The organism is Sphingobium abikonense NBRC 16140, from assembly GCF_001598335.1.
GTDB lineage: Bacteria > Pseudomonadota > Alphaproteobacteria > Sphingomonadales > Sphingomonadaceae > Sphingobium > Sphingobium abikonense.
Genome location: NZ_BCYT01000025.1, coordinates 1 through 20,441 on the forward strand (window position 1 = coordinate 1; position 20,441 = coordinate 20,441).

22 protein-coding genes are annotated in these 20,441 nt (G+C 65.9%); all 22 read left to right on the top strand.

Annotation, left to right across the window (positions count from 1 at the left end; all coding sequences use genetic code 11):
• A partial coding sequence (gene fliF / locus SAB01S_RS17020; RefSeq protein ID WP_062734522.1) for a flagellar basal-body MS-ring/collar protein FliF occupies positions 1-1,544 on the top strand: 1,544 nt, incomplete at its 5' end.
• Complete coding sequence (fliG, locus tag SAB01S_RS17025; RefSeq protein ID WP_021228778.1) at positions 1,537-2,553, top strand: flagellar motor switch protein FliG; 1,017 nt, start codon at positions 1,537-1,539, stop codon at positions 2,551-2,553. The genes fliF and fliG, both read left to right, overlap by 8 nt.
• Positions 2,540-3,184 (top strand): FliH/SctL family protein, encoded by a 645-nt coding sequence (locus SAB01S_RS17030; protein WP_062734524.1) that lies wholly within the window; start codon positions 2,540-2,542, stop codon positions 3,182-3,184. Before fliG ends, SAB01S_RS17030 begins: the two co-directional genes overlap by 14 nt.
• A complete protein-coding gene (locus SAB01S_RS17035) occupies positions 3,181-4,509 on the top strand; it encodes a FliI/YscN family ATPase (protein ID WP_062734525.1) in 1,329 nt (442 codons plus the stop codon). The genes SAB01S_RS17030 and SAB01S_RS17035 overlap by 4 nt, the downstream gene beginning before the upstream one ends.
• Entirely contained in the window at positions 4,506-4,931 is a 426-nt protein-coding gene (locus SAB01S_RS17040; RefSeq protein ID WP_062734527.1) for a hypothetical protein, read from the top strand. The genes SAB01S_RS17035 and SAB01S_RS17040 overlap by 4 nt, the downstream gene beginning before the upstream one ends.
• A 3-nt stretch (positions 4,932-4,934) precedes the next feature.
• The gene (locus SAB01S_RS18550; RefSeq protein ID WP_062734529.1) at positions 4,935-7,784 is read left to right on the top strand and encodes a flagellar hook-length control protein FliK; all 2,850 of its coding nucleotides are present in this window, start codon (positions 4,935-4,937) and stop codon (positions 7,782-7,784) included.
• A 28-nt stretch (positions 7,785-7,812) separates the two neighbouring features.
• A complete protein-coding gene (locus SAB01S_RS17050; protein ID WP_062734531.1) occupies positions 7,813-8,433 on the top strand; it encodes a flagellar basal body-associated FliL family protein in 621 nt (206 codons plus the stop codon).
• Positions 8,434-8,488: 55 nt separating this feature from the next.
• The gene (locus SAB01S_RS17055) at positions 8,489-9,376 is read left to right on the top strand and encodes a flagellar motor switch protein FliM (RefSeq protein WP_174525679.1); all 888 of its coding nucleotides are present in this window, start codon (positions 8,489-8,491) and stop codon (positions 9,374-9,376) included.
• Positions 9,373-9,708: a flagellar motor switch protein FliN gene (gene fliN, locus SAB01S_RS17060; RefSeq protein ID WP_009820835.1), complete on the top strand. Its 336-nt coding sequence runs from the start codon at positions 9,373-9,375 to the stop codon at positions 9,706-9,708. The genes SAB01S_RS17055 and fliN overlap by 4 nt, the downstream gene beginning before the upstream one ends.
• Positions 9,709-9,795: 87 nt before the next feature.
• Positions 9,796-10,062, top strand: a complete 267-nt coding sequence (locus SAB01S_RS17065; RefSeq protein ID WP_009820836.1) for a FliO/MopB family protein — start codon at positions 9,796-9,798, stop codon at positions 10,060-10,062.
• Positions 10,063-10,159: 97 nt separating this feature from the next.
• Positions 10,160-10,924, top strand: coding sequence for a flagellar type III secretion system pore protein FliP (fliP, locus tag SAB01S_RS17070; RefSeq protein ID WP_157078385.1), 765 nt, complete (start codon positions 10,160-10,162; stop codon positions 10,922-10,924).
• 35 nt (positions 10,925-10,959) lie between these two features.
• Entirely contained in the window at positions 10,960-11,232 is a 273-nt protein-coding gene (fliQ, locus tag SAB01S_RS17075; protein WP_021228770.1) for a flagellar biosynthesis protein FliQ, read from the top strand.
• Positions 11,233-11,242: 10 nt separating this feature from the next.
• On the top strand, positions 11,243-12,025 hold the full coding sequence (gene fliR, locus SAB01S_RS17080) for a flagellar biosynthetic protein FliR (RefSeq protein ID WP_021228769.1): 783 nt from the start codon (positions 11,243-11,245) through the stop codon (positions 12,023-12,025).
• A gap of 1 nt (position 12,026) precedes the next feature.
• Positions 12,027-13,163 carry a flagellar type III secretion system protein FlhB gene (gene flhB / locus SAB01S_RS17085; protein ID WP_062734534.1) on the top strand — a complete coding sequence of 379 codons (1,137 nt, stop codon included), beginning with the start codon at positions 12,027-12,029 and terminating at the stop codon, positions 13,161-13,163.
• A 125-nt stretch (positions 13,164-13,288) separates the two neighbouring features.
• Positions 13,289-13,747 (top strand): hypothetical protein, encoded by a 459-nt coding sequence (locus SAB01S_RS17090; protein WP_062734535.1) that lies wholly within the window; start codon positions 13,289-13,291, stop codon positions 13,745-13,747.
• A gap of 92 nt (positions 13,748-13,839) precedes the next feature.
• Complete coding sequence (fliD, locus tag SAB01S_RS17095; RefSeq protein WP_062734537.1) at positions 13,840-15,255, top strand: flagellar filament capping protein FliD; 1,416 nt, start codon at positions 13,840-13,842, stop codon at positions 15,253-15,255.
• Between the two features lie 16 nt (positions 15,256-15,271).
• The gene (locus SAB01S_RS17100; protein WP_021228765.1) at positions 15,272-15,667 is read left to right on the top strand and encodes a flagellar export chaperone FliS; all 396 of its coding nucleotides are present in this window, start codon (positions 15,272-15,274) and stop codon (positions 15,665-15,667) included.
• A 186-nt stretch (positions 15,668-15,853) separates the two neighbouring features.
• The gene (locus tag SAB01S_RS17105) at positions 15,854-17,050 is read left to right on the top strand and encodes an aspartate aminotransferase family protein (protein WP_062734538.1); all 1,197 of its coding nucleotides are present in this window, start codon (positions 15,854-15,856) and stop codon (positions 17,048-17,050) included.
• 147 nt (positions 17,051-17,197) lie between these two features.
• Positions 17,198-18,127 carry an ornithine carbamoyltransferase gene (argF, locus tag SAB01S_RS17110; RefSeq protein ID WP_062734540.1) on the top strand — a complete coding sequence of 310 codons (930 nt, stop codon included), beginning with the start codon at positions 17,198-17,200 and terminating at the stop codon, positions 18,125-18,127.
• A gap of 94 nt (positions 18,128-18,221) precedes the next feature.
• On the top strand, positions 18,222-19,160 hold the full coding sequence (gene hslO / locus SAB01S_RS17115) for an Hsp33 family molecular chaperone HslO (RefSeq protein WP_062734560.1): 939 nt from the start codon (positions 18,222-18,224) through the stop codon (positions 19,158-19,160).
• 94 nt (positions 19,161-19,254) lie between these two features.
• Entirely contained in the window at positions 19,255-19,674 is a 420-nt protein-coding gene (locus tag SAB01S_RS17120; RefSeq protein ID WP_062734542.1) for a DUF3617 domain-containing protein, read from the top strand.
• A 65-nt stretch (positions 19,675-19,739) separates the two neighbouring features.
• Positions 19,740-20,441 (top strand): 7-cyano-7-deazaguanine synthase QueC, encoded by a 702-nt coding sequence (gene queC, locus SAB01S_RS17125; protein WP_062734543.1) that lies wholly within the window; start codon positions 19,740-19,742, stop codon positions 20,439-20,441.

Consider the following 20,441-nt stretch of genomic DNA (forward strand, 5'->3'; position numbering starts at 1 on the left):
GCGAGCCGCCGCAGCGCGACCTGTTCCGGGGACTGCCCGATTCCGACAAATCGGCCGTCGCGCAGGTGCTGGACCAGAATGGCGTGCGCTACGACTTCGACAATTCCGGCGCGATGACGGTCGCGGAGGATGATTATTTCAAGGCGAAGATGATGCTCGCCGCGCAGGGCCTGCCCAAGAGCGCGCCCGACGGCAACAGCATGATCGACAGCCTGCCGATGGGCGCCAGCCGCGCGGTCGAGGGTGAAAAGTTGCGCTCGGCCCGCGAAATGGATCTGGCCCGCACGATCGAGGCGATCGACAGCGTCGAAAGCGCCAAGGTGCATCTGGCCGTCGAACCGCCCAGCGTGTTCCTGCGCGAACGCACCAAGCCGTCGGCGTCGGTGATGCTGCGCCTGGCGCAGGGCCGGCAGCTGACCCAGCAGCAGGTCAGCGCGATCGTGCATCTCGTCGCATCGTCCATTCCCGAACTCAGCCCGGACGATATTTCGCTGGTCGACCAGAATGGCCGGTTGCTGACCGACAATGACGGCAATGCGGGCGATGATCGCCAACTGGCGATGCAGGGCAAGATCGAGGATCGCTATCGTCAGTCGGTGATCGCGCTGCTGACGCCGATTCTGGGCGAGGGCAATTTTTCGACCGAAGTTCATGCCGAACTGAATTTCGCCGAACGCCAGGCGACCCGCGAAACCTATCCGCAGGACGAGGCGCGGCTGCGCAGCGAAACCGGCAGCTGGGCGTCCGATCCGCGCGGCCAGGGCAAGGGAGAGGCGAGCGGCATTCCCGGCGCGCTCAGCAACCAGGCGCCGGTCAATCCCACTGTCACGCAGACCAACCCCAATGGCCAGGCGGTGACGCAGGGCCAGACCGCGCAGGCGCAGGCTCCCGGCACGCCCGGCGACCCGCTGATGAAGACGGAAGAAACCTTCAATCGCAATTTCGAACTGGGCCGCGAAGTGTCCGTCGTCCGCGACGCCACCGGCACGGTCAAGCGGCTGTCGGTCGCCGTCGCGCTGGATAATGGCCCGGACGGCAAGCCTCGTTCGCCGCAGGAAATCGCGGCGCTGGAGGCACTGGTGAAGGGTGCGGTCGGTTTCGACCAGACGCGTGGCGACGTCGTCGCACTCTCCTCGCGCAGCTTCGTCAAGGAACCGGCCGCTGAAACGCCCTGGTATGAGGCCGACTGGATCGCGCCGCTGGCGCGCAATGTGTCGGCCCTGCTGGTCGCGCTGCTGGTGATCTTCGGCATCGGTCGTCCGCTGCTCAAACGCCGCGCCGCCGCACAGGAGGCCGCCGCCGCGCAGCGGGCCGAACAGCAGCAGGTGATCGGTCAGGCCATCTCGACCGAACTTACCAAGCAGGCGGTCGCCAATCCGGCCGACCCGGCCGCTCCGGTGACGCTCGACATGATTTCGTCCACCTACGACTATGCGCAGCGCGCCGACCTCATTCGCAACTTCGTGAAACAGGACCCGGATCGCGCGGCCCTGGTGGTGCGCGATCTGCTGAAGGACGCCAAGAAGGAAAAGGAAAATGCCTGAGATCGTCCCCGGCCGTCCCGAGGCGCTCAAGGGCAGCGCCGCCGCCGCCGTCCTGCTGATGCTGTTCAACGAGGATGAGGCCGCGCAGATCCTGTCGCGCCTGGAACCCGACGAAGTGCGCCAGCTGGGCTATGCCATGTATGACGTGCAGGATGTCGATCCCGAGGAAGTGAACGAGGCGCTCGACCATTTCGTCACCAAGGCCAAGAAGCGCACCACCATCGGCTATGGCGCGACCCGCCATATTCGCGGCGCGATGACCAAGGCGCTGGGCGAGGAACGCGCGGAAACCATCCTGGCGCGCATCACGCCGCCGACCCGCTCCACGCAGCTGGAGATGCTCAAATGGATGGACGCCAAGGAAATCGCGGTGCTCATCGAAATGGAGCATCCGCAGATCATGGCGATCGTGCTGGCGCATCTGGAAGCGCCGGTCGCGGCCGACGTGCTGCAATTGCTGCCGTCCGAATATCAGGAGGAAATCGTCTATCGCATCGCCACGCTCGGCCCTGTGTCGAACGAGGCGCTGGAGGATCTGGAGCAGCTGTTGCTGCGCGGTCCCGCCTCCAAGCAGGGCGCGGCCTCGCAGCGCGGCGGCACGGTCGAGGCGGCCGCGATCATGAACAATGTCCGCAAGGATAATGAACAACGGATCATGAAGGCCGTCGCCAAGCGCGACAAGATGATCGCCCAGACGATCGAGGAGGAGATGTTCGTCTTCGACAACCTCATCGACATGGACGACAAGAATCTCGGCACGCTGATGCGCACGATCGACAATACGGTGCTGGTGGTCGCGCTCAAGGGTGCGAACGACCTGCTCAAGGGCAAGATTTTCAGCTGCATGTCCGCGCGCGCGGCGCAGGCGATCGCCGACGAGATCGAGGAACGTGGCCCCATTCGCCTGGCCGAAGTGATCGACGCGCAGAAACTCATCATCGCGACCGCGCGCCGCATGGCGGACGCCGGCACCATCATGCTCGGCGGAAAGGGCAATGACTTTGTCTAGGATCTGGGGCGCAGAGGCGGTTCAGGACGTCGCGCCGGTGACGGTTGCAGGCTTCCGTCCGGCTGAAGGCGGCTTTCGCAGCCTCTATACCGCGCCTCCGGGCCAGCTGACCGCCGCGATGCGCGGCGCCGTGGTCGAGGTGGAGCCGGAAGTCGATCTGGTCGAGGAAGCCCGTATGGAGGCCTTCACGCTGGGGTTTGACGAAGGCTGCCGCGTCACCGCCGAAGCCAATGCCGCCGATGCCGATGCACGCGCACGTCTGGCCGAAGCGCTGGAGCTGCTCGCGCCCGCGCCCAGCGGCATGTTGTCGACGATGTTGTCCGCCACGGTCGTGCGCCTGGTCGAACAGATTGTGGGCGAGGTGGAGATTGATCTGGAACGGCTGGTCGACCGGTGCGACACCGTCGCGGCCTTCATCGAAAGCAATCAGGACAGAAGCGCGCTGCACCTGCACCCCGACGACGTCGCCCTGCTGGAGGGCGAAACGATCGGCGTGCCGATGGTCGCTGACAAGAGCATGCATCGCGGTTGCGTCCGGCTGGAAACGGCGGACGGCTGGGTCGAGGATGGCCCGGACGTGCGCCTGTCTCGCCTTCGCGCGCTGATGGATGACATGGAAGGCAAATCATGATCCAGGCGGCGCTGCGTCAAGCGGAACATCTGTTCGATCATCTCCAGGTGCAGAACCGCGCGCCGCGTCATGTCGGCCGGCTGGTCAGCCATGATGCGGGCATGCTGGAAGTCACCGGCTTTCGCCGCCCGATCGGATCGGGCGCGCGGGTACTGGCGAGCGATGGGTCCATCTGCCGCGCCGAAGTCGTCGGCTTTCGCGGCGACCGCACCCTGCTGGTGCCGCTCGACGCCGACGCGCCGCTGGAAAATGGCATCCGTGTCGAACCCGATAGCCAGGCGAACATGGTGCAGGTGGGCGATGGCCTGATCGGCCGCGTCATCGACGCCATGGGCCAGCCGCTGGACCGCAAGGGGCCGATCATCGCCGGCGGCACCTGGCCGCTCAACGGGGTCAAGGGCAATGTCCTTGATCGCGGCCGCGTCACCGAACCCTTTGACCTGGGCGTGCGTGCGGTCAACGCGCTGCTCACCGCCGGGCGCGGCCAGCGCATTGCGATCATCGCGGGGTCGGGCGTCGGCAAGTCTGTCCTGATGGGTCAGATGATCGCCGGCGCGGAAGCCGACATCGTCGTCACCGGCCTGATCGGCGAACGTGGGCGCGAAGTCAGCGACTTCCTCGAAACCAAGCTCAAGAACGCGATGCACAAATCGATCGTCGTCGCCGTGCCCGCCGATCATCCCCCGGTGCTGCGCCTGCGCGCGGCCGCCCGCGCGACCGCCATCGCCGAATATTTCCGCGCCCGTGGCAAGAAGGTACTGCTGCTGATCGACAGCCTGACGCGCTGCGCCCATGCCCAGCGCGAAATCGGGCTGGCGCTGGGTGAGCCGCCGGCGATGAAGGGCTATCCGCCTTCCGCCCTCGCGCTCATTCCCCGCCTCGTCGAGCGCGCCGGCGTCGACGCGCGCACCGGCGGGTCGATCACCGCGCTCTATACCGTATTGGCCGATGGCGACGACACCGACGACCCGATCGTCGATGCCGCCCGCGCAATCGTCGACGGGCATTTCGTGCTGTCGCGCCAATTGTCGGAACAGGCGATCTTTCCCGCCATCGACATCGGGAAGTCCCTGTCGCGCGTCATGGCCGACGTCGTGCCCGATGCGCATCGCGCCGCCGCGGCCGGCTATCGCCGCCTGTGGGCCGCCTATGAGGAAAATCGCGACCTCATCCTGATGGGCGCCTATCGCCCCGGCAATGACCCGGCGATCGACGAAGCGGTCAAGCGCCGGCAGGAAATCCTCGACTTCATCCGGCAGGACCAGAAAAGCCGCATCGACCTCGATACCAGCGCCGCCGCGCTCATTGCCGGCTTTGGCGCATGAAGGGGCTGGTCAATCGCCGCCAGCGCGTGCTGCGCGTGCGCGCGGTCCAGCATTCGATGGCGGTGGCCGAAACCGCGCGTGCCCGCGACGAAGCCAATGGCATCGCCCATAATCTGGAGCGGCTGCGCGCCGTGCGCAACGAATTGTTCGAGACGCAGGGGATGGCCAATGGCGCGTCTTTCGCCGCGATGCAGGAGCTCGCGACGCGACTGGAGCAGGCCAGCCGCCAGCTTGATGGCGCGCTCTATGACGCTCGCCGCAATGTCGAGGCCAAAGAAGGCATGACTCTTGCAGCGAACCGCGAAAAGGAAATTGCCAGCCGCCTCAAGGACCGCGCCCGCGCGAACCTGGAGGAGTGGCGGGAGAACAAGCTTGCCGCTTTGCCGCGCTATCGGCGGATGCAGCGCAATGAGGATCGTTGAGCCATGACCATGTTGACCAGCCTCAAGGCCCTGCTGTTTCCTACGGCCGTGTCCGGCGGCGCCACGCCCATGGTCATTCCGACAGAAGGCGGCGCGGATTTCGCGCAATTTCTCGGCGCTGCTCAGTCTGTAACGCCCGTGACTGTCCCGGCGGGGTCAGCGACGTCTGCCAAGGCCCCGGCAGCGGGAGAAGTCGCTGCCTTTGCGCTACCTGCATCGCCCGCCTCGACGGCTGCGATGCCCGATGCCGTTGTCGCCGCCGATCGCGCGCCGGTCGGGGTAGGGGCGACGGTCCAGACCGAGCAGGCAACGCCTGCGCCACTGGCACAGGTCGAGGATGCGGCTGACATTGCCGCCAAGGCTACCGGACCGAACCCGCTGCCCGACGTCGAAGGGGTTGAAACGCCGAATGTGGTGCTGCCGACCCCTAACAGGCCGACAGAATCCCGCAGCCCCTCCAGGCAGCCAAGTGTAGCGCTTCAAACGGTGGCCGCGCCGACAGCGATTGCGAACATTATTGCAAGCGCGGTTATCTCCATTCCCGCGAATGAGCCAGCGGACCAGTTGCCCGTCCCTGACGAGGGCGACCTGTCGCCTTTGGCCGTTGTCGGCGCGCCATCGGACATGGAAGAAACGGTATCACCCTTGGCGATGCCGACCGAAGCGGTGTCGATAACAGCAGTCGCCTCCCCGGCACCCGAAGTCGTCCTGCGCGGCTCTGATGACCAAAATGTCGCCGGGCCGGCCCAACGCGGCGCGGTCGAAAGCCCGCAAACGCCGGTGCCTTCATCCGAAGCGAGCGACGACGAGCCGATGACGCAACCGGCCACTCCCGACACGAGGGCGCCGACGGATCAGGCGCAAGACATGATGATGCCCACGCCCGCGATGGCGATCCCGACTCCTGCGCCATTGCCTCAGGCTGCTGCCGCAGTCAGCGCGCCAATCAGCGCTGCGCCTGCGCCGGTCGTCGCGCGCGGCACTCCATCGCAACCCGCTATGTCGGCGCAGCCGCGCGCAGCACAGGCCGTGGCAAAGTCGGCCGACCCGGAAGGCGACGCGGGCATATCGCCGCGAAGCGCAGGCCTGACGCCGCCACCCGTGGCTACATCAGCCGATATCCCAGTCCCGATGGTGGACGTTTCCAAGCCCTATGCGCAAGCGCCTGTCGCGCCGTCGCCAATGCCGGTCGAGGAAAAGGCGGTTCCCGTGCCGCCAGCGACTTCCCTGCCAGTAGAGCCGCAGCCAGCCGCGATTCACGCCAGCGTTGATGGCGTCGCGGCGGCGAATTTGGCCGCAGCCTCTCCGCCTCTCCAGCAATCTGCAAAAGCGCCTCAGTTGTCCGTTTCGCTGTCCGACGCCGCGCCGGCGCAAGATAGCCAGCATATGTCCGCAAGCGCATCGGTGCCGGTCGCGGACGACATGCTCCAGGTCAATCCCTCCCGTCCCGTCGTTGCGAGCAGGTCGGTGCGAACGGAGCCTGCGACGGTCGCCTCGACGATATCCACCCCCGGCCCGATCATGCCGGCCGATGATTTGGGCACGGAAACGATGCCTGCGATAGCCGCTGCGACGACGCCGATCGCCAAGCCCGCCGGCAGCGTCGACCAGAATGCCACGCCGGCTTTGGCGAATGCTGACCCGGTCGTCCAAGTCACCGCCCCACGCGCCGCCGCAGCCACCATATCGGCGGGAGCACCGGCCGCGCCCGTCGCTGAGATAAAGCCGCCCGTGGCTTCCACGCCAAGCGCGGACCAGTCCATGCCCGCCAGTCCTCTGCCGCAAGCCGCGCCCGACGCGCTTGCCGTCGAAGCCGATGCGATCCCGCCAAGCCCGATCGCCGCGCCGCGTGAGGCCGCAGGCGCGCGCATGAGTGTCGAGACGCCGACGCCAGAAACCGACGGCGTATTGACCGCTCCGGCCAATCGCGCGACCATGCAGTCCGTAGCATCGCAGGCCGCTGTCGTTCCGCCCGCCATTGACATAGCTGAACCGGTCGCAGCGCAGCCGGATAGGCCGTCCGATGCGGCGCGCCCGATGGTGCAGCGGGTTCGGGCCGAGGCCGTGTCCTTGCTTCAGCTGGTGCGTGATCAGATGACTGGGCGCGCCGCCGCACCTGTCGAAGCGCGTGGCGATGATCAACGCACCGTCGCCAACGACACCGCGTCGGTTGCGGCCGCTTCACCGACGGCGTCCTCCACGCCGGCACATGCCGCAACCGCGCCGCTGCTCGCGCCGGCACCCCATGCCGTTACGCCGATCGCGCCAATCGCCACGCCCGCCATCGACCTGTCTGCCAGCCTTGGCGCGCAGATGGTCGACATGGGCGTGTCGGGCCAGTGGATCGACGGGCTGGCGCGCGACATTGCCGGCCTGTCCACCAATGGCGCGCAGGGCCGGTTCCAGATCAACGCCGACCAGCTTGGCCCCGTTCAGGTCGATATCCGCCAGGGCGCGAACGGCGCGGCGGTAAGCCTTACCGTCGCCAGCGAAGCGGCTGAACTGGCGCTGCGTCAGGACAGCGACCAGCTGAAACGCGATCCCGCCTTTTCCGGCGCGCGCATCCATGACGTGCGAGTCGAGCGCGCGGCGCATATCACCGAACCGGCTCGCGCTGACAGCTCATCTAACCAGAATGGTTCACCATCCGACCAGCAACAACAATCATCCGCCAATCAGTGGCAGGCCCAGGGCCAAGGATCGGGCCAGGGGGCTGCCCAGTCGCAGATGCAGGGCCGGCAGGGTCGCGAAAATATCGCGCAGTTGCATAAAAATGGCGACGGGCCGGTCGTTATGGACTCTGAGGAGGCGGGCAACAGCGCCCGCGACACAGTGCGCGCGCGCTATGCGTGATCCGCGCCCATCCCAGGGGACCTAGACCATGAGCGATGAACCCAAGGCGAAGAAGAAAAAGGGCGGGGGCATGAAGATGATCCTGCTGCTGGTCGTCGGCGTCATCGTCGGCGGCGCGGGCGCGGCGGGCGGTCTGTATGCCGCCGGCTTCTTCGGCGCGAAGGAGGAAGGCCCCAAGGAAGACCCGAACAAGCCCGTGCTGGTGCTGGCGGGCGAAAGCGCCGAAGAGATCGCCAAGGCTCATGCCGCCCCGCATGGCGAGGCCGGCGCGATCCACGCCATGCCCCATGGCAAGGGCATCGACCTGCCCACTCCGGCCAATCCGGCCGCCTATCAGGCAACCTATTTCCAGTTGCAGGCGCCCTTCACCTCCAACATGAGCGACACCGACGCCTTCGCCCAGATTTCGGTCGCGGTATCGACCTATTATGACATGCGCGTGGTCGAAGCGATCAAGACGCATGAAATGGCGATCCGCAGCCAGGTGCTGATGATGCTGGCCCAGCAGCCGCAGGAGGTGCTGGACACCCCCAGGGGCAAGCAGATGCTTCAGGGCAAGATCAAGACGATCATCAACGATATTTTGAAGCAGAAAACCGGCTATGGCGGCGTTGATAACGTTTATTTTACCAATTTCGTTATTCAATAGGGCCGCCTGAAGAGGGTCGGGATGTCCCCTGACCTGATGCGGGCAGGGGACCAAGATGACGACCGACGTTCAATCCTTCGCCTTCGGGCGCGGGGAATTGCAGGCGCCCGTGATGCTGTCCGGGCTCGACCGGCTGGGCGAAAAGCTCGGCCGGCGCATTCGCGCGCTGATCGAACCGATTGCCGGCGTGCGCCCCAATGTGGAGGCGCAGGACGCCTGCGTGCTGGACTTCGCCGCCTGGAGCGCGCAAGTGCCAGCCTTCACCAGCATTTCGCTTTATCGCATCTTGCCGCTCAAGGGGCAGATGCTGCTGCGGCTGGACGCGGGCATGATCTCGACGCTGGTCGATTGCTTCTATGGCGGCATCGGCAATCGCCCGCTGCCCGTGCGCGGCGAATTCACGCCGACCGAAGACCGGCTGATCGCGCGAATTTCCGAAACATTGATGGCGCGGATGGTCGAAAACTGGGCCGATGTGTTGCCGCTCGACGCGTCGCTCATCCTGCGCGAAACGGGCGTTGGCTATGCCGCGGCCGCGCAGCCGGCCGACCAGATGGTGCTGCAACGCTTCGTCGTCACGCTGACGCGCGAGCAGGAATGGCCAATCGACCTGCTGTTCCCCCTGTCGGCGCTCCGGGCGGTCGAGGCGCTGACCGGCGCCAAGGTGCCCGCCGACGATGACCAGGCCGATCCGGTCTGGCAGGGACGCATCGCGCGGCGCATGCGCGACATCCGCCTGCCGGCCCGCACGGTGCTGGCCCGCCCCAATCTCTCGCTTGCCGACCTGATGGACCTCAAGGTCGGTGACGTGATCCCCGTGACGATCGGCCGCGCGCTGCCGCTGATCGTTGGAAACCGCATCGTCGCCCATGGCACGATCGGCGAACAGGATGGCCGCGCCGCCTTCCAGATCGAAAAGCTTGCACAGGAAACCGACCAATGAGCGACATGAGCGAAGCCCCCCGGATGGAGCGGCCCGAAGACCCGGTCAGCAAAATGACCAACAACCGCCAGTTCAAGCTGCTGGCCGATATTCCGGTGCGCATGTCGGTGGAGGTCGGCTCCACGTCGCTGCGCCTCGCCGAAGTCATGGACCTGGCCGAAGGCTCCATCGTCGAACTCGATCGCCAGGCCGACGACCTGCTAGACATCATGGTCAATGGCGCGCTGATCGCCAAGGGCGAGGTGGTGACGGTGAACGGGCGCTATGGCATTCGCATCGTCGATATTGCGGCGACCGAAAACCGGCTTGCCGGGATCGAACGGCGCGGCTGATCGCACGCTGGCCAATTTGCCCTTGCCTTTGCGCGCGAAACTGCGGATCGCACAAGCGGGGTTAACCATGATAGCGGGCGGCTCGATATGGTCTGGTATTTCGTCAAGTTGCTGATCCTGCTGCCGCTGGTGGGCGGCATGGCGTTCGGCGCCTTGTGGCTGTGGCGCAAATATCAGCCCGGCATGATCGGCGCTGGGCAGGGGGATCGCTCGCTCAAGCTGCTGGAGGCGCTGCCCATGGGCACGTTCGGCAAGCTGGCCGTGGTGGAGTTTGAGGGGAAGAAGATCCTCGTCGCCGTAACACGCGGCCGCATCGAAAAGATCGCGGAAGGCGATCATGCCCGCTTGCGCTGACCAGCCCTTTCCCGTCATTCCCGCGAAAGCGGGGACCCATCTCCCGACGATGGCAACCGGATATAATGGCGCGAGATGGATTCCCGCTTTCGCGGGAATGACGATCTGTGTGTTGCTGGCCCTGTTTCTTTTCGCCGTCCCCGCCTTCGCCCAGGCCGCGCCCGCCGCGTCGCCGGTCGACAATGGCGGCGCGCTGACCCGCGCGCTGGGGCAGGTGTCGGGCGACGGCCGGTCGCTATCGCTATCGCTGCAAATCCTGATTCTCATGAGCCTGCTGACGGTGCTGCCGTCGCTCGTGCTCATGATGACCAGCTTCACCCGCATCATCATCGTCCTGTCGCTGCTGCGCCAGGCGCTGGGCCTGCAACAGACGCCGCCCAACCAGGTGCTGGTGGGCCTTGCGCTGTTCCTGTCGCTGTTCGTGATGCGGCCCGCGATCGACACGATCAACGCCCAGGCCTTCGACCCCTATGGCAAGGGGCAGATCAGCATCGAGGAGGCGGTCGGCCGGTCGGCCAAGGTGCTGCACGGCTTCATGAGCAAGCAGACGCGCGAAAGCGACCTCAAGCTGTTTGCCAATCTGGCGCAGGCGCCCGCTTTCCGCACGCCCGCCGACATTCCCTTTTCCATCCTGCTGCCCGCCTTCGTCACCAGCGAACTCAAGACCGCATTCCAGATCGGCTTCATGATCTTCCTGCCCTTCCTCATCATCGACTTGGTGGTGGCGTCGACGCTGATGGCGCTGGGCATGATGATGTTGTCGCCCACCATCATTTCCATGCCGTTCAAATTGCTGTTGTTCGTGCTGGTCGACGGCTGGGCGCTGACGATGGGGTCGCTGGCGGGGTCGTTCGCGACATGAGCGCGACTCACCGAACGGTTGAAGAGCGTTAGGCGATGGAAAACGCCGATTTCTTCATGGGCCTTGCCCAGCAGGCGCTGTGGATCACGGCGCTAGCGGCCGCGCCGATCCTGATTCCGGCGCTGATTTCGGGCCTCGTCATCGGCATGATCCAGGCGGCGACATCCATCAACGAACAGACGCTCAGCTTCATTCCAAAGCTCATCATCGTCGGCGCGATGCTGGTGCTGTTCGGCGGGTCGATCATGGTGCTGATCGCCGACTTCACCCGCGAAATCTTCGAGCGCATCCCGGATCTGCTGCAATGAGGGGGGCGCGATGATCGCGCCGGGCTTTGCGGGCGTCGAAACCCAGCTGTGGGTCTGGCTGATCGCGATGATCCGGCCGGGCGCAGCCTTCATCGCCGCGCCGGTGTTCGGCGCGCCCGCCGTGCCGCTTCAACTGCGCCTGATCCTGGCGCTCGCGCTGGGCCTCGCCGCGCTCAACAGCGTCACCATCCAGCTGCCGGCCGATGGCGTCGCCAGCATCCAGGGCGTGCTGATGGTCGCGGGCGAAGTGCTGGCCGGCCTCGCCATGGGGTTCGCGGTGCAGATCGGCTATGCCGCCGCCTTCGTCGCGGGGGAAACGATCGGCAACGCCATGGGCCTCAACTTCGCCGCCATGGTCGATCCGTCCTCGGGGCAGGGGACACAGGTGTTGGGCCAGTTTCTCTCGATCCTCGCCACTTTCCTCCTGCTGGGCATGGACGGACACCTGCTGCTCGCCAGCTTCGTCGTGCAAAGCTATGTCGCCATTCCGCCCAGCAGCGGCATATTGGCCAATGACACCATCTGGCGGCTCATCGAATTTGGCGGTTCGCTGCTGGGCATGGGTGTGACCGTTGCGCTGCCTGTCGGCTTTGCGCTGGTGCTGGTGCAGATCGTCATGGGCATGCTGTCGCGCGCCGCGCCTTCGCTCAACCTTTTCGCGGTCGGCATGCCGATGGCGATGATGGCGGGCCTTATCCTGCTCGCCATCGCCGCGCCGATCATGGCCGAAGGCATGACCGCTGCCTTGAAGGCTGGGCTCACCGAAGCCGGCCACATCGCGGAGGGCCGCTGACATGGCCGGCGGCAGCGAGGGCGGCGAAAAGACCGAGAAGCCGACACCCAAGAAATTGCAGGACGCCGCCAAGAAGGGCGACATCCTCCAGTCGCGCGAACTGGGCACGGCGATGGTCGTCATGGCGGGCATCGGGTGCCTGGCGGTCATCGGCCCGTCGCTGATCGACGCACTGCGCGACATGCTGGTGGAGGCGCTGCGCATCCGGCGGGAGGACATTGTCGACTTCTCGCCCGCCAAGCGCGGGCTGGATCTGCTCGCCAGCATCGCGCTGCCAGTCTCCGGCGTCATGCTCGCCACCTTTCTGGCTGCCATCGCCGCGCCCGCGCTGCTTGGCTCGCTGGGCTTCCGTCCCGGCGCGTTCGCGCCCAAGCCCGAAAAGCTCAACCCCCTGTCGGGCCTCAAGCGCATCTTCGGGATGCAGGGGCTGATCGAACTCATGAAGTCGATCGCCAAGGTCGGCCTCTTAGGCAGCATCGGCGTCTGGCTCATCTGGGACCGACTGAGCGAAATTACCGGCCTGGGCAAGGCCGGCATCGCGCCGGCCATCGCCGACGTCGGCAATATCTTCATCTTCACCTGCCTGGTCATGGCGGGCGGCCTGTTCCTGATCGCGGGCATCGATGTGCCTGCCCAGATCATGCAGCGCGCCAAGCGGCTGGGCATGACCAAGCAGGAAGTGAAGGACGAGCATAAGGAAAGCGAAGGATCGCCCGAGCTCAAGGGGCATATCCGCCGCCGCCAGTTCGAGGTATTGAGCGGCTCCACGCGCAAGGCCGTCGCCGAAGCGAGCGTCATCATCACCAACCCCACCCATTTCGCGGTCGCGCTGCGCTACAAGCCGGGGCAGGACGCGGCGCCCGTGGTCGTCGCCAAGGGGTGCGACGCCATCGCCGCCTCGATCCGCGACCTGGCCGACACCCATGGCGTCACCGTGCTGCAATATCCCGAACTCGCGCGCGCCATCTACTTCACCAGCCGCGCGGGGCAGATCGTGAATGAAGGCCTGTATATGGCGGTGGCGACCGTCCTTGCCTTCGTCTTTCGCGTGGAAAACAAGATGGCGGGCGAAATGGACCGGCCCTTCATCACCGTGCCCGACGACCTGCGCTTCGATGCGGATGGGCGCAAGCTCTGACCGGCGCTGATGCCGTCGCGTCCCGCGTCTTTTTTCGCGGGCGACAAATTTTTTTGCTCAGCGCCCTAAAGCATCAGTTCGCCTATCCGTTCTCTGTTCACGGGGACGCCTGAGGATGGTGCGTCATGGACGATTATGTATCGCGAACTGAATTGTCGCCGGTCGACCGCGCGGTCGTCCGCGCGTCATCGCCCGTGCCTGCCATCCAGGCGGTGTCCGCCAACCGGACCAGCGACGCGCTCGCCCAGGACAAGCGAAGCGCCCTGCCGCAGTCCGACCTGACCGGCAGCAGCCAGGAAGAACTGGCCAGTCTGGCCGAATATGTCGAGGTTCATGCCCGCATTGCCGAAATATTGGCTGACCTCGACGCCGGGTCGACCGACCTGGCGCGGGCGCAGGATGCGGTGCAGGCGATGATCCCCAAGCCCATGGTGCTGGTCCCCCTGCCGCCGGCCAGCAAGGAGGCGGTGGAACATGCCGCCGACGTCGCGCGCCGCATTGTCGCGCGCGCCGGTCACGCCCATGCCGGGCAGGCGCATCTGCGCCGCGCAACGGTGGAGCAGGTCGCGGTTTCCGGCAATTAGACCGGGCCGGGCAGCGCCATCCGGCCCCGCCGCAAATCTTTCCTAAAGGTCTTTTCGCTACCGCCGTTCTACCCTCTTGAAAGGACGGTCCAATGACTTCGGTAGGCAGCAGCATCTTGACGGCGCTCGGCGCGGGATCGGGGATCGACACGTCCTCGCTCGTTTCCAGCCTGGTCAGCGCGACGCGCGAGCCGAAGGAATCGGCGATCACCAGCCGTCAGTCGCTTAACAGCTCGCGCATTTCCGCGCTCGCCTCTGCGATCAGCTCGCTCGACACCTTTGCCGACGCGCTCACCGAAGTGCTCTCGGGCGCGGACTATACCGGCACCGCGTCGTCCAACGACAGCAGCATCGCGTCGGTCACGCTGCTGAGCGGCGGTAGCCCGTCGGGCCTGCCTGCGCAGCTGACGGTCGACCAGTTGGCGACCGCGCGCGTCCTGTCTTCCGCCGCGACCGCCGGCGCGACGGGCAGCAGTGCGGTGGGCACCGGCAGCTTCACCATCACCAACGCGGCGGGCGAAGCGACCACCATCACGATCGATTCGACCAACAACAGCTTTGCCGGCCTGGCCGCCGCGATCAATGCGGCTGGGACGGGCGTCACGGCGCGCGTCGTGACGGATACCAACGGCACGCGGCTGGTGTTCAAGGGCGAAACCGGCGCGGCCAATGATTTCTCCATCAGCACCACCGCTGATGACAGCGGCAGCGTGCTGGCGGGTCTGACCTGGAACGGCGTGGACAGCGCGACCATGTCCAGCACGTCGGCGCCGCAAAACGCCAAGATCACGCTGGACGGCGTCGCCTATGAATATGCCAGCAACACCGTCGACGGCGCGATCGACTATCTGCGCATCGACCTCAACAAGGCGTCGCCCGGCACCACCGTCACCTTGTCGATGACCCAGCCCACGGCGGGCCTGTCCGACCTGCTCAAGGAATTTGTCAGCGCCTATAATACGCTGATGACCGCGCTCAACACCGCGACGGCGACGGGCGCGGATTCGTCGAGCGCCGGGGTCCTGAACGGCGTGTCCGGCGTGCGCGACATGAAGCGCCAGCTCGCCGCCATCACCTCGACCCCGCTGGGCGGCACCGGCGCCTACAAGACGCTGGCCGATATCGGCGTTACGACCAATCGCGACGGCACGCTCAGCCTCGACACCGACATGCTGGCGCAGGCGATGGAGGCGGACCCCGAGGGCGTCACCAACATGGTCAATCCCAAGGTTTCGACCGCCGCCAATCCGGGGCTTGCCAGCCTGATGGACAGCGTGCGCGACTCGATCGAGAAGGATGACGGCCCGCTCAAGCTGGCGCAGGAGCGCTATGAGGCGCTGGCCGAGGATTTTACCGAGCAGCTCGACAAGCTCGACGATCAGATGGCCAATTATCAGGAGCATCTGACCAAGGTTTACGCGGCGATGGAAACGCGCCTCAGCGCGCTCAAGGCGACGCAAAGCTACCTCGAACAGCAGATCGAGGTCTGGAACAACAGCAATAACTAAATCGGGACGGAAGACGATGTTCTACAATCAGGGTTATGCAGGCGGTTCGGCGGCGCGGCGTTATGCGGCGGTGCATTCGGGCAGCCGCACCGAAGGGGCGACCCCGCACGGACTGGTCAAGATCCTGTTCGACGAATTGCTGCTGGCGCTCGACGCGGCCGCGCTGGCCGAACGCAATGGCGACCGGATGAAGGTGTCGGACAAGCAGGCCCGCGCCATGTCGATCCTGTTCGCGCTCGAATCCAGCCTGGACTTCGACAAGGGCGGCGACGTCGCCACGGGCCTGGCGCAAATCTATCGCGAGGCGCGCCGCCTGTTGCTGGTCGGGGCCAAGGAGCGCTCCGCCGCGCCCGTCGACGAAGCACGCGCCATCGTCGCGGAAATCGCGGAAGCCTGGAACCAGATCGGCTGAGGCAAGGCAGGCGCCTCATCAGGGCCAGCGCCGCGCCATTGGCCTCGGGCGGCGGGGTTGCACCCCCTATCAGCCCTCTGTATAGGCGTTGCTCGCATGAGGGCGGTCCGGCGGGGCCGCCTTTTTGCGTTTCGCGCAACCCCGCGCATCTGACGATTTAGACATCAGTCCAGAAAGGTAAGGCCCATGTCGATTAAGCCGCTCATGCCCGTTTACCCCCGGTGCGATGTGCGTCCGGTGCGAGGCGAGGGCTGCTATCTGATCGGCGAGCGCGGCGAGCGCTATCTCGATTTCGCCAGCGGCATCGCCGTCAATCTGCTCGGCCATGGACATCCCCGGCTGGTCAAGACGATCGCCGATCAGGCCGCGACCCTGATGCACACGTCCAACCTCTACGGCATGCCGCTGGGGGAGGAATTCGCGCAGAAACTGGTCGACAACACATTCGCCGACACCGTCTTCTTCACCAATTCGGGCGCGGAAGCGGTGGAATGCGCGATCAAGACCGCGCGCCGCTATCATTTTGCCAATGGCGAAGCGCACCGGCACAAGATCATCAGCTTCGACAACGCCTTTCACGGGCGGACGCTCGGCACGATTTCGGCCACCAGCCAGCCCAAGATGCGCGACGGTTTCGAACCGCTGCTGCCTGGTTTCCAGGTCGTGCCCTTCAACGACCTTGAGGCCGCGACCGCCGCGGTTGACGACAATACCGCCGGTTTCCTGCTGGAGCCGGTGCAGGGCGAAGGCGGCGTGACCCCGGCAACGCAGGAGTTCCTGAAGGGCCTGCGCCGGCTGTGCGACGAACGGGGGCTGTTGCTCATCCTTGACGAAGTGCAGTGCGGCTATGCGCGCACCGGCACTTTCTTCGCCCATGAACAATATGGCGTCACGCCCGACGTCATGGCCGTGGCCAAGGGCATTGGCGGCGGCTTTCCGCTCGGCGCGTGCCTGGCGACCGAGGAAGCGGCCAAGGGCATGGTGTTCGGCACCCATGGATCGACCTATGGCGGCAATCCGCTCGCCATGGCGGTGGGGCTTACGGTGCTCGACGAAGTGCTGGCCGATGGTTTCCTCGACCATGTGAAGACCATGGGCGCGCGCCTGCGCGCTGCGCTGGAACAGCTCATCCCCAATCATGACGACATGTTCGCCGATGTGCGCGGCATGGGCCTGATGCTGGGCGTCAGGATGAAGGACGCTTATGATGCGCGCGCCTTTGTCGGGCATCTGCGCGATCATCACGGGCTGCTGGCCGTGTCGGCGGGGCAGAATGTGCTGCGCATCCTGCCGCCCCTCGTGATCGAGGAAAGCCACATCGCCGAAGCCATCGAGAAGATTTCCGCCGGCGCGCGGAGCTTCAAGCAGGCGAAGGCGGCTTGAACCAACTATTGCCGTTCGTCCTGAGTAGCCATTGAGCTTGCCGAAATGGCGTATCGAAGGTTCGGGGTTGCGCGACTGCTTCGATACGGACCTTCGACGGGCTCAGGCCCTACTCAGCACGAACGGAGCTGATGAGGGGCATACCCCATGACCAAGCATTTTCTCAATCTCTCCGACGCAGGCGGTGACGCGATCGCTGCGATGATCGCCGACGCCATCGACCGGAAGGCCGCGCGGGCGGGCAAGCCCAAGGGTGCGGCCGATGCCGACGCGCCGCTCGCCGGCCATACGCTGGCGATGATCTTCGAAAAGAACAGCACCCGCACGCGCGTCAGCTTCGACATGGCGATCCGGCAGCTGGGCGGTACGTCGCTGATCCTGGATGGCGCGACCAGCCAGCTGGGGCGCGGTGAAAGCATTGCCGATACTGCGCGCGTCCTGTCCCGCATGGTCGATGCCATCATGATCCGCACCGACGACCATGCCAAGGTCGAGGAAATGGCGCATTATGCCACGGTCCCCGTCATCAATGGCCTCACCGACCTGTCGCACCCGTGCCAGATCGTCGCGGACCTGCTGACCGTCGTCGAACATGGCCTGGCACTGCCCGGCAGCCAATGGGCGTGGCTGGGCGATGGCAATAATGTGCTGCATTCGATCGTTGAGGCGGCCGGCCTGATGCGGTTCGACGTGCGCATGGGCATTCCCCATGGCTATGATCCCGACCCCGGCTTTGCCGATGCGGCGCGCGCCGCGGGATCGACCATCACGCTGACGCGGGACGCGGCAGAGGCCGTGGCGGGCGCGGACGTGGTCGTCACCGACACATGGATTTCCATGGGTCAGGCCCATGCCGACGAAAAGCTGGCGGCGATGATGCCGTTCCAGGTGACGTCCGACCTGATGCGCCAGGCCAAGCCCGGCGCCAAGTTCCTCCATTGCCTGCCGGCCCATCGCGGCGAGGAGGTGGTGGACGCGGTGATCGACGGGCCGCAGTCCCTGATCTGGGACGAGGCGGAAAACCGCATCCATGGCCAGAAATCGGTGCTGCTCTGGGCGCTGGGCCGCCTTGGTTGAGATTTCGGGCGGGCTTCCTATCTAGGCGGCCTGCCCGCATCGCTGGATGCTGAAATCTTTGGCCGGCCCCATGCGCGCCGGCTACCGGAGTATCATGTTGACGCCTGCCGCCACCCTTGACCAAGCCGTTGGCTTCACCATCACGCAGCGCCATGCGCGCGGGCGGCTGGTGCGCCTTGGCCCCGTGCTGGACGCCGTGCTCGCCGCCCACGCCTATCCCCCCGCGATCGAACGGACGCTGGCCTCCGCGCTGGTGCTCGCCGCTCTGCTGGGCAGCACGCTCAAGGAGGAAGGGGGGCAGCTGACCCTCCAGGCGCAGACCGACAATGGCGTCATCAGCCTGCTGGTCGCCGATTACAAGAATGGCGACCTGCGCGGCTACGCCAAGTTCGACGCCGACCGCCTTGCCGAGCTGGGCCCCGACCCGTCGCTGTTCGGGCTGTTCGGCAAGGGTTTCCTGGCCATCACCTTCGACCTTGCCGAAACCGGCGAGCGCTATCAGGGCATCGTGCCGCTGGAGGGCGAATCGCTTGCCGACGCGGCGGAGCATTATTTCTTCCAGTCAGAACAAATCCCCAGCCTGATCCGCATCGCCACCCGCCATGACGCGGGCGAAGGGTGCATCGCCGCCGGCCTGCTGCTCCAGCATCTGCCCGAAGGCGAAGTCGGGCGTGAAAGGCTGCATGTGCGCCACGACCATCCCGAATGGGAGCATGTGCAGGTGCTGGCCGACACGCTGCGCCCCGACGAATTGACCGATCCCGCCTTGCCGCTGACCGATATATTGTGGCGGCTGTTCCATGAGGAAGAGGAAGTGCGCGTGAGCGAAGGCGCGCCGCTGGCCAAGGGGTGCCGGTGCGATCTGGCGCATATCCGCGATGTGATCGGCCGCTTCCCTGCCGACGAACGCGCCGAAATGGCGGGGGACGATGGCGTCATCGGCGTCGATTGCGCCTTTTGCTCGCGCATCTTCCCGCTGGCGCTCGACAGTTTCGACACGGATGCGCCGGCCCCGGCCTCGGGCGCCAATTGAGGCCAGCCGTTCCGTTTGCGCTATGAAATTGCCGCAATTGTCCGGCAATGGTTCAGCATCATCTCTTTGCGACTTTGGAAAAGGCGGATCGACCATGGCAGCAGCGCGCATTCTGGGCGTCGCGATCGCGCTGATCGGCGTGGCGGGCGCGGCCTATGGCGCAGGCCCCGCCGCGCGCGCTGCGCCGCCTGCCAAGGCGCTTCAGGCGTTGAAGCCCGGCCAGTGGGAGGTGCGCGAGCGCGGCGAGGACGCGCACACCCGCCGCCTGTGCGTCAGCGACCTGCGCCAGTTGCTCCAGCTGCACCATGGTCCGCGCCTGTGTTCGGCCTTCACCGTCGATGACGGCGCCAAGTCCCTGTCCATCACCTATGATTGCGCCGCAGCGGGCAATGGCCGCACCGACCTGCGCGTGGAAACCGACCGGCTGGTGCAGATCCGGTCGCAGGGGGTCGCCAATGGCGCGCCCTTCGCCTTCGACGCCGAAGCGCGGCGCCTGGGGCCCTGTTGGCCTTGACCCGCAGCATCAACGCCAGGGCGCGACCGCTTGCGCTGACGCGTCGGGAGGCGTAGCGCGGCGCCATGGTTGCTGGGCAAGATAAATTCGCCGTCGTCCTCCTCTCGGGCGGGCTTGATTCCATGGTGGCGGGCGCGCTGGCGCGCGAGGCCGGCTATCGCATCTTTGCATTGTCGATCGACTATAATCAGCGCCATCGCGTCGAATTGCGCGCCGCCGCCCGCGTGGCGCAGGCGCTCAACGCGATCCGCCACATCGTCCTGCCGCTCGACCTCACCGCCTTTGGCGGATCGGCGCTGACGGCCGACATCGCCGTGCCCAAGAGCGGGGTGGGAGGTGACATCCCCGTCACCTACGTGCCGGCGCGCAACACGATCTTCCTGTCGCTGACGCTCGGCCTGGCCGAAGTCGCGGGCGCGAGCGACATCTTCATCGGCGTCAACGCGCTCGATTATTCGGGCTATCCCGATTGCCGGCCCGAATTTATCGACGCCTTTCAGAAGATGGCGACGCTCGCCACCAAGGCGGGGGTGGAGGGGCATCCGATCCGCATCAACACTCCGCTGCAATATATGACCAAGGCGGACATCGCGCGTGAGGCCGATCGGCTGGGCCTCGACGCCGGGATCAGCTGGTCCTGCTATGATCCCACGCCCGATGGCAAGCATTGCGGCCTGTGCGACAGCTGCCGGTTGCGCTCTAAGGGCTATCAGGAAGCGGGCCTGCCCGATCCCACCATCTATGCCGTGCAGCCGCCCAAGGCGTAA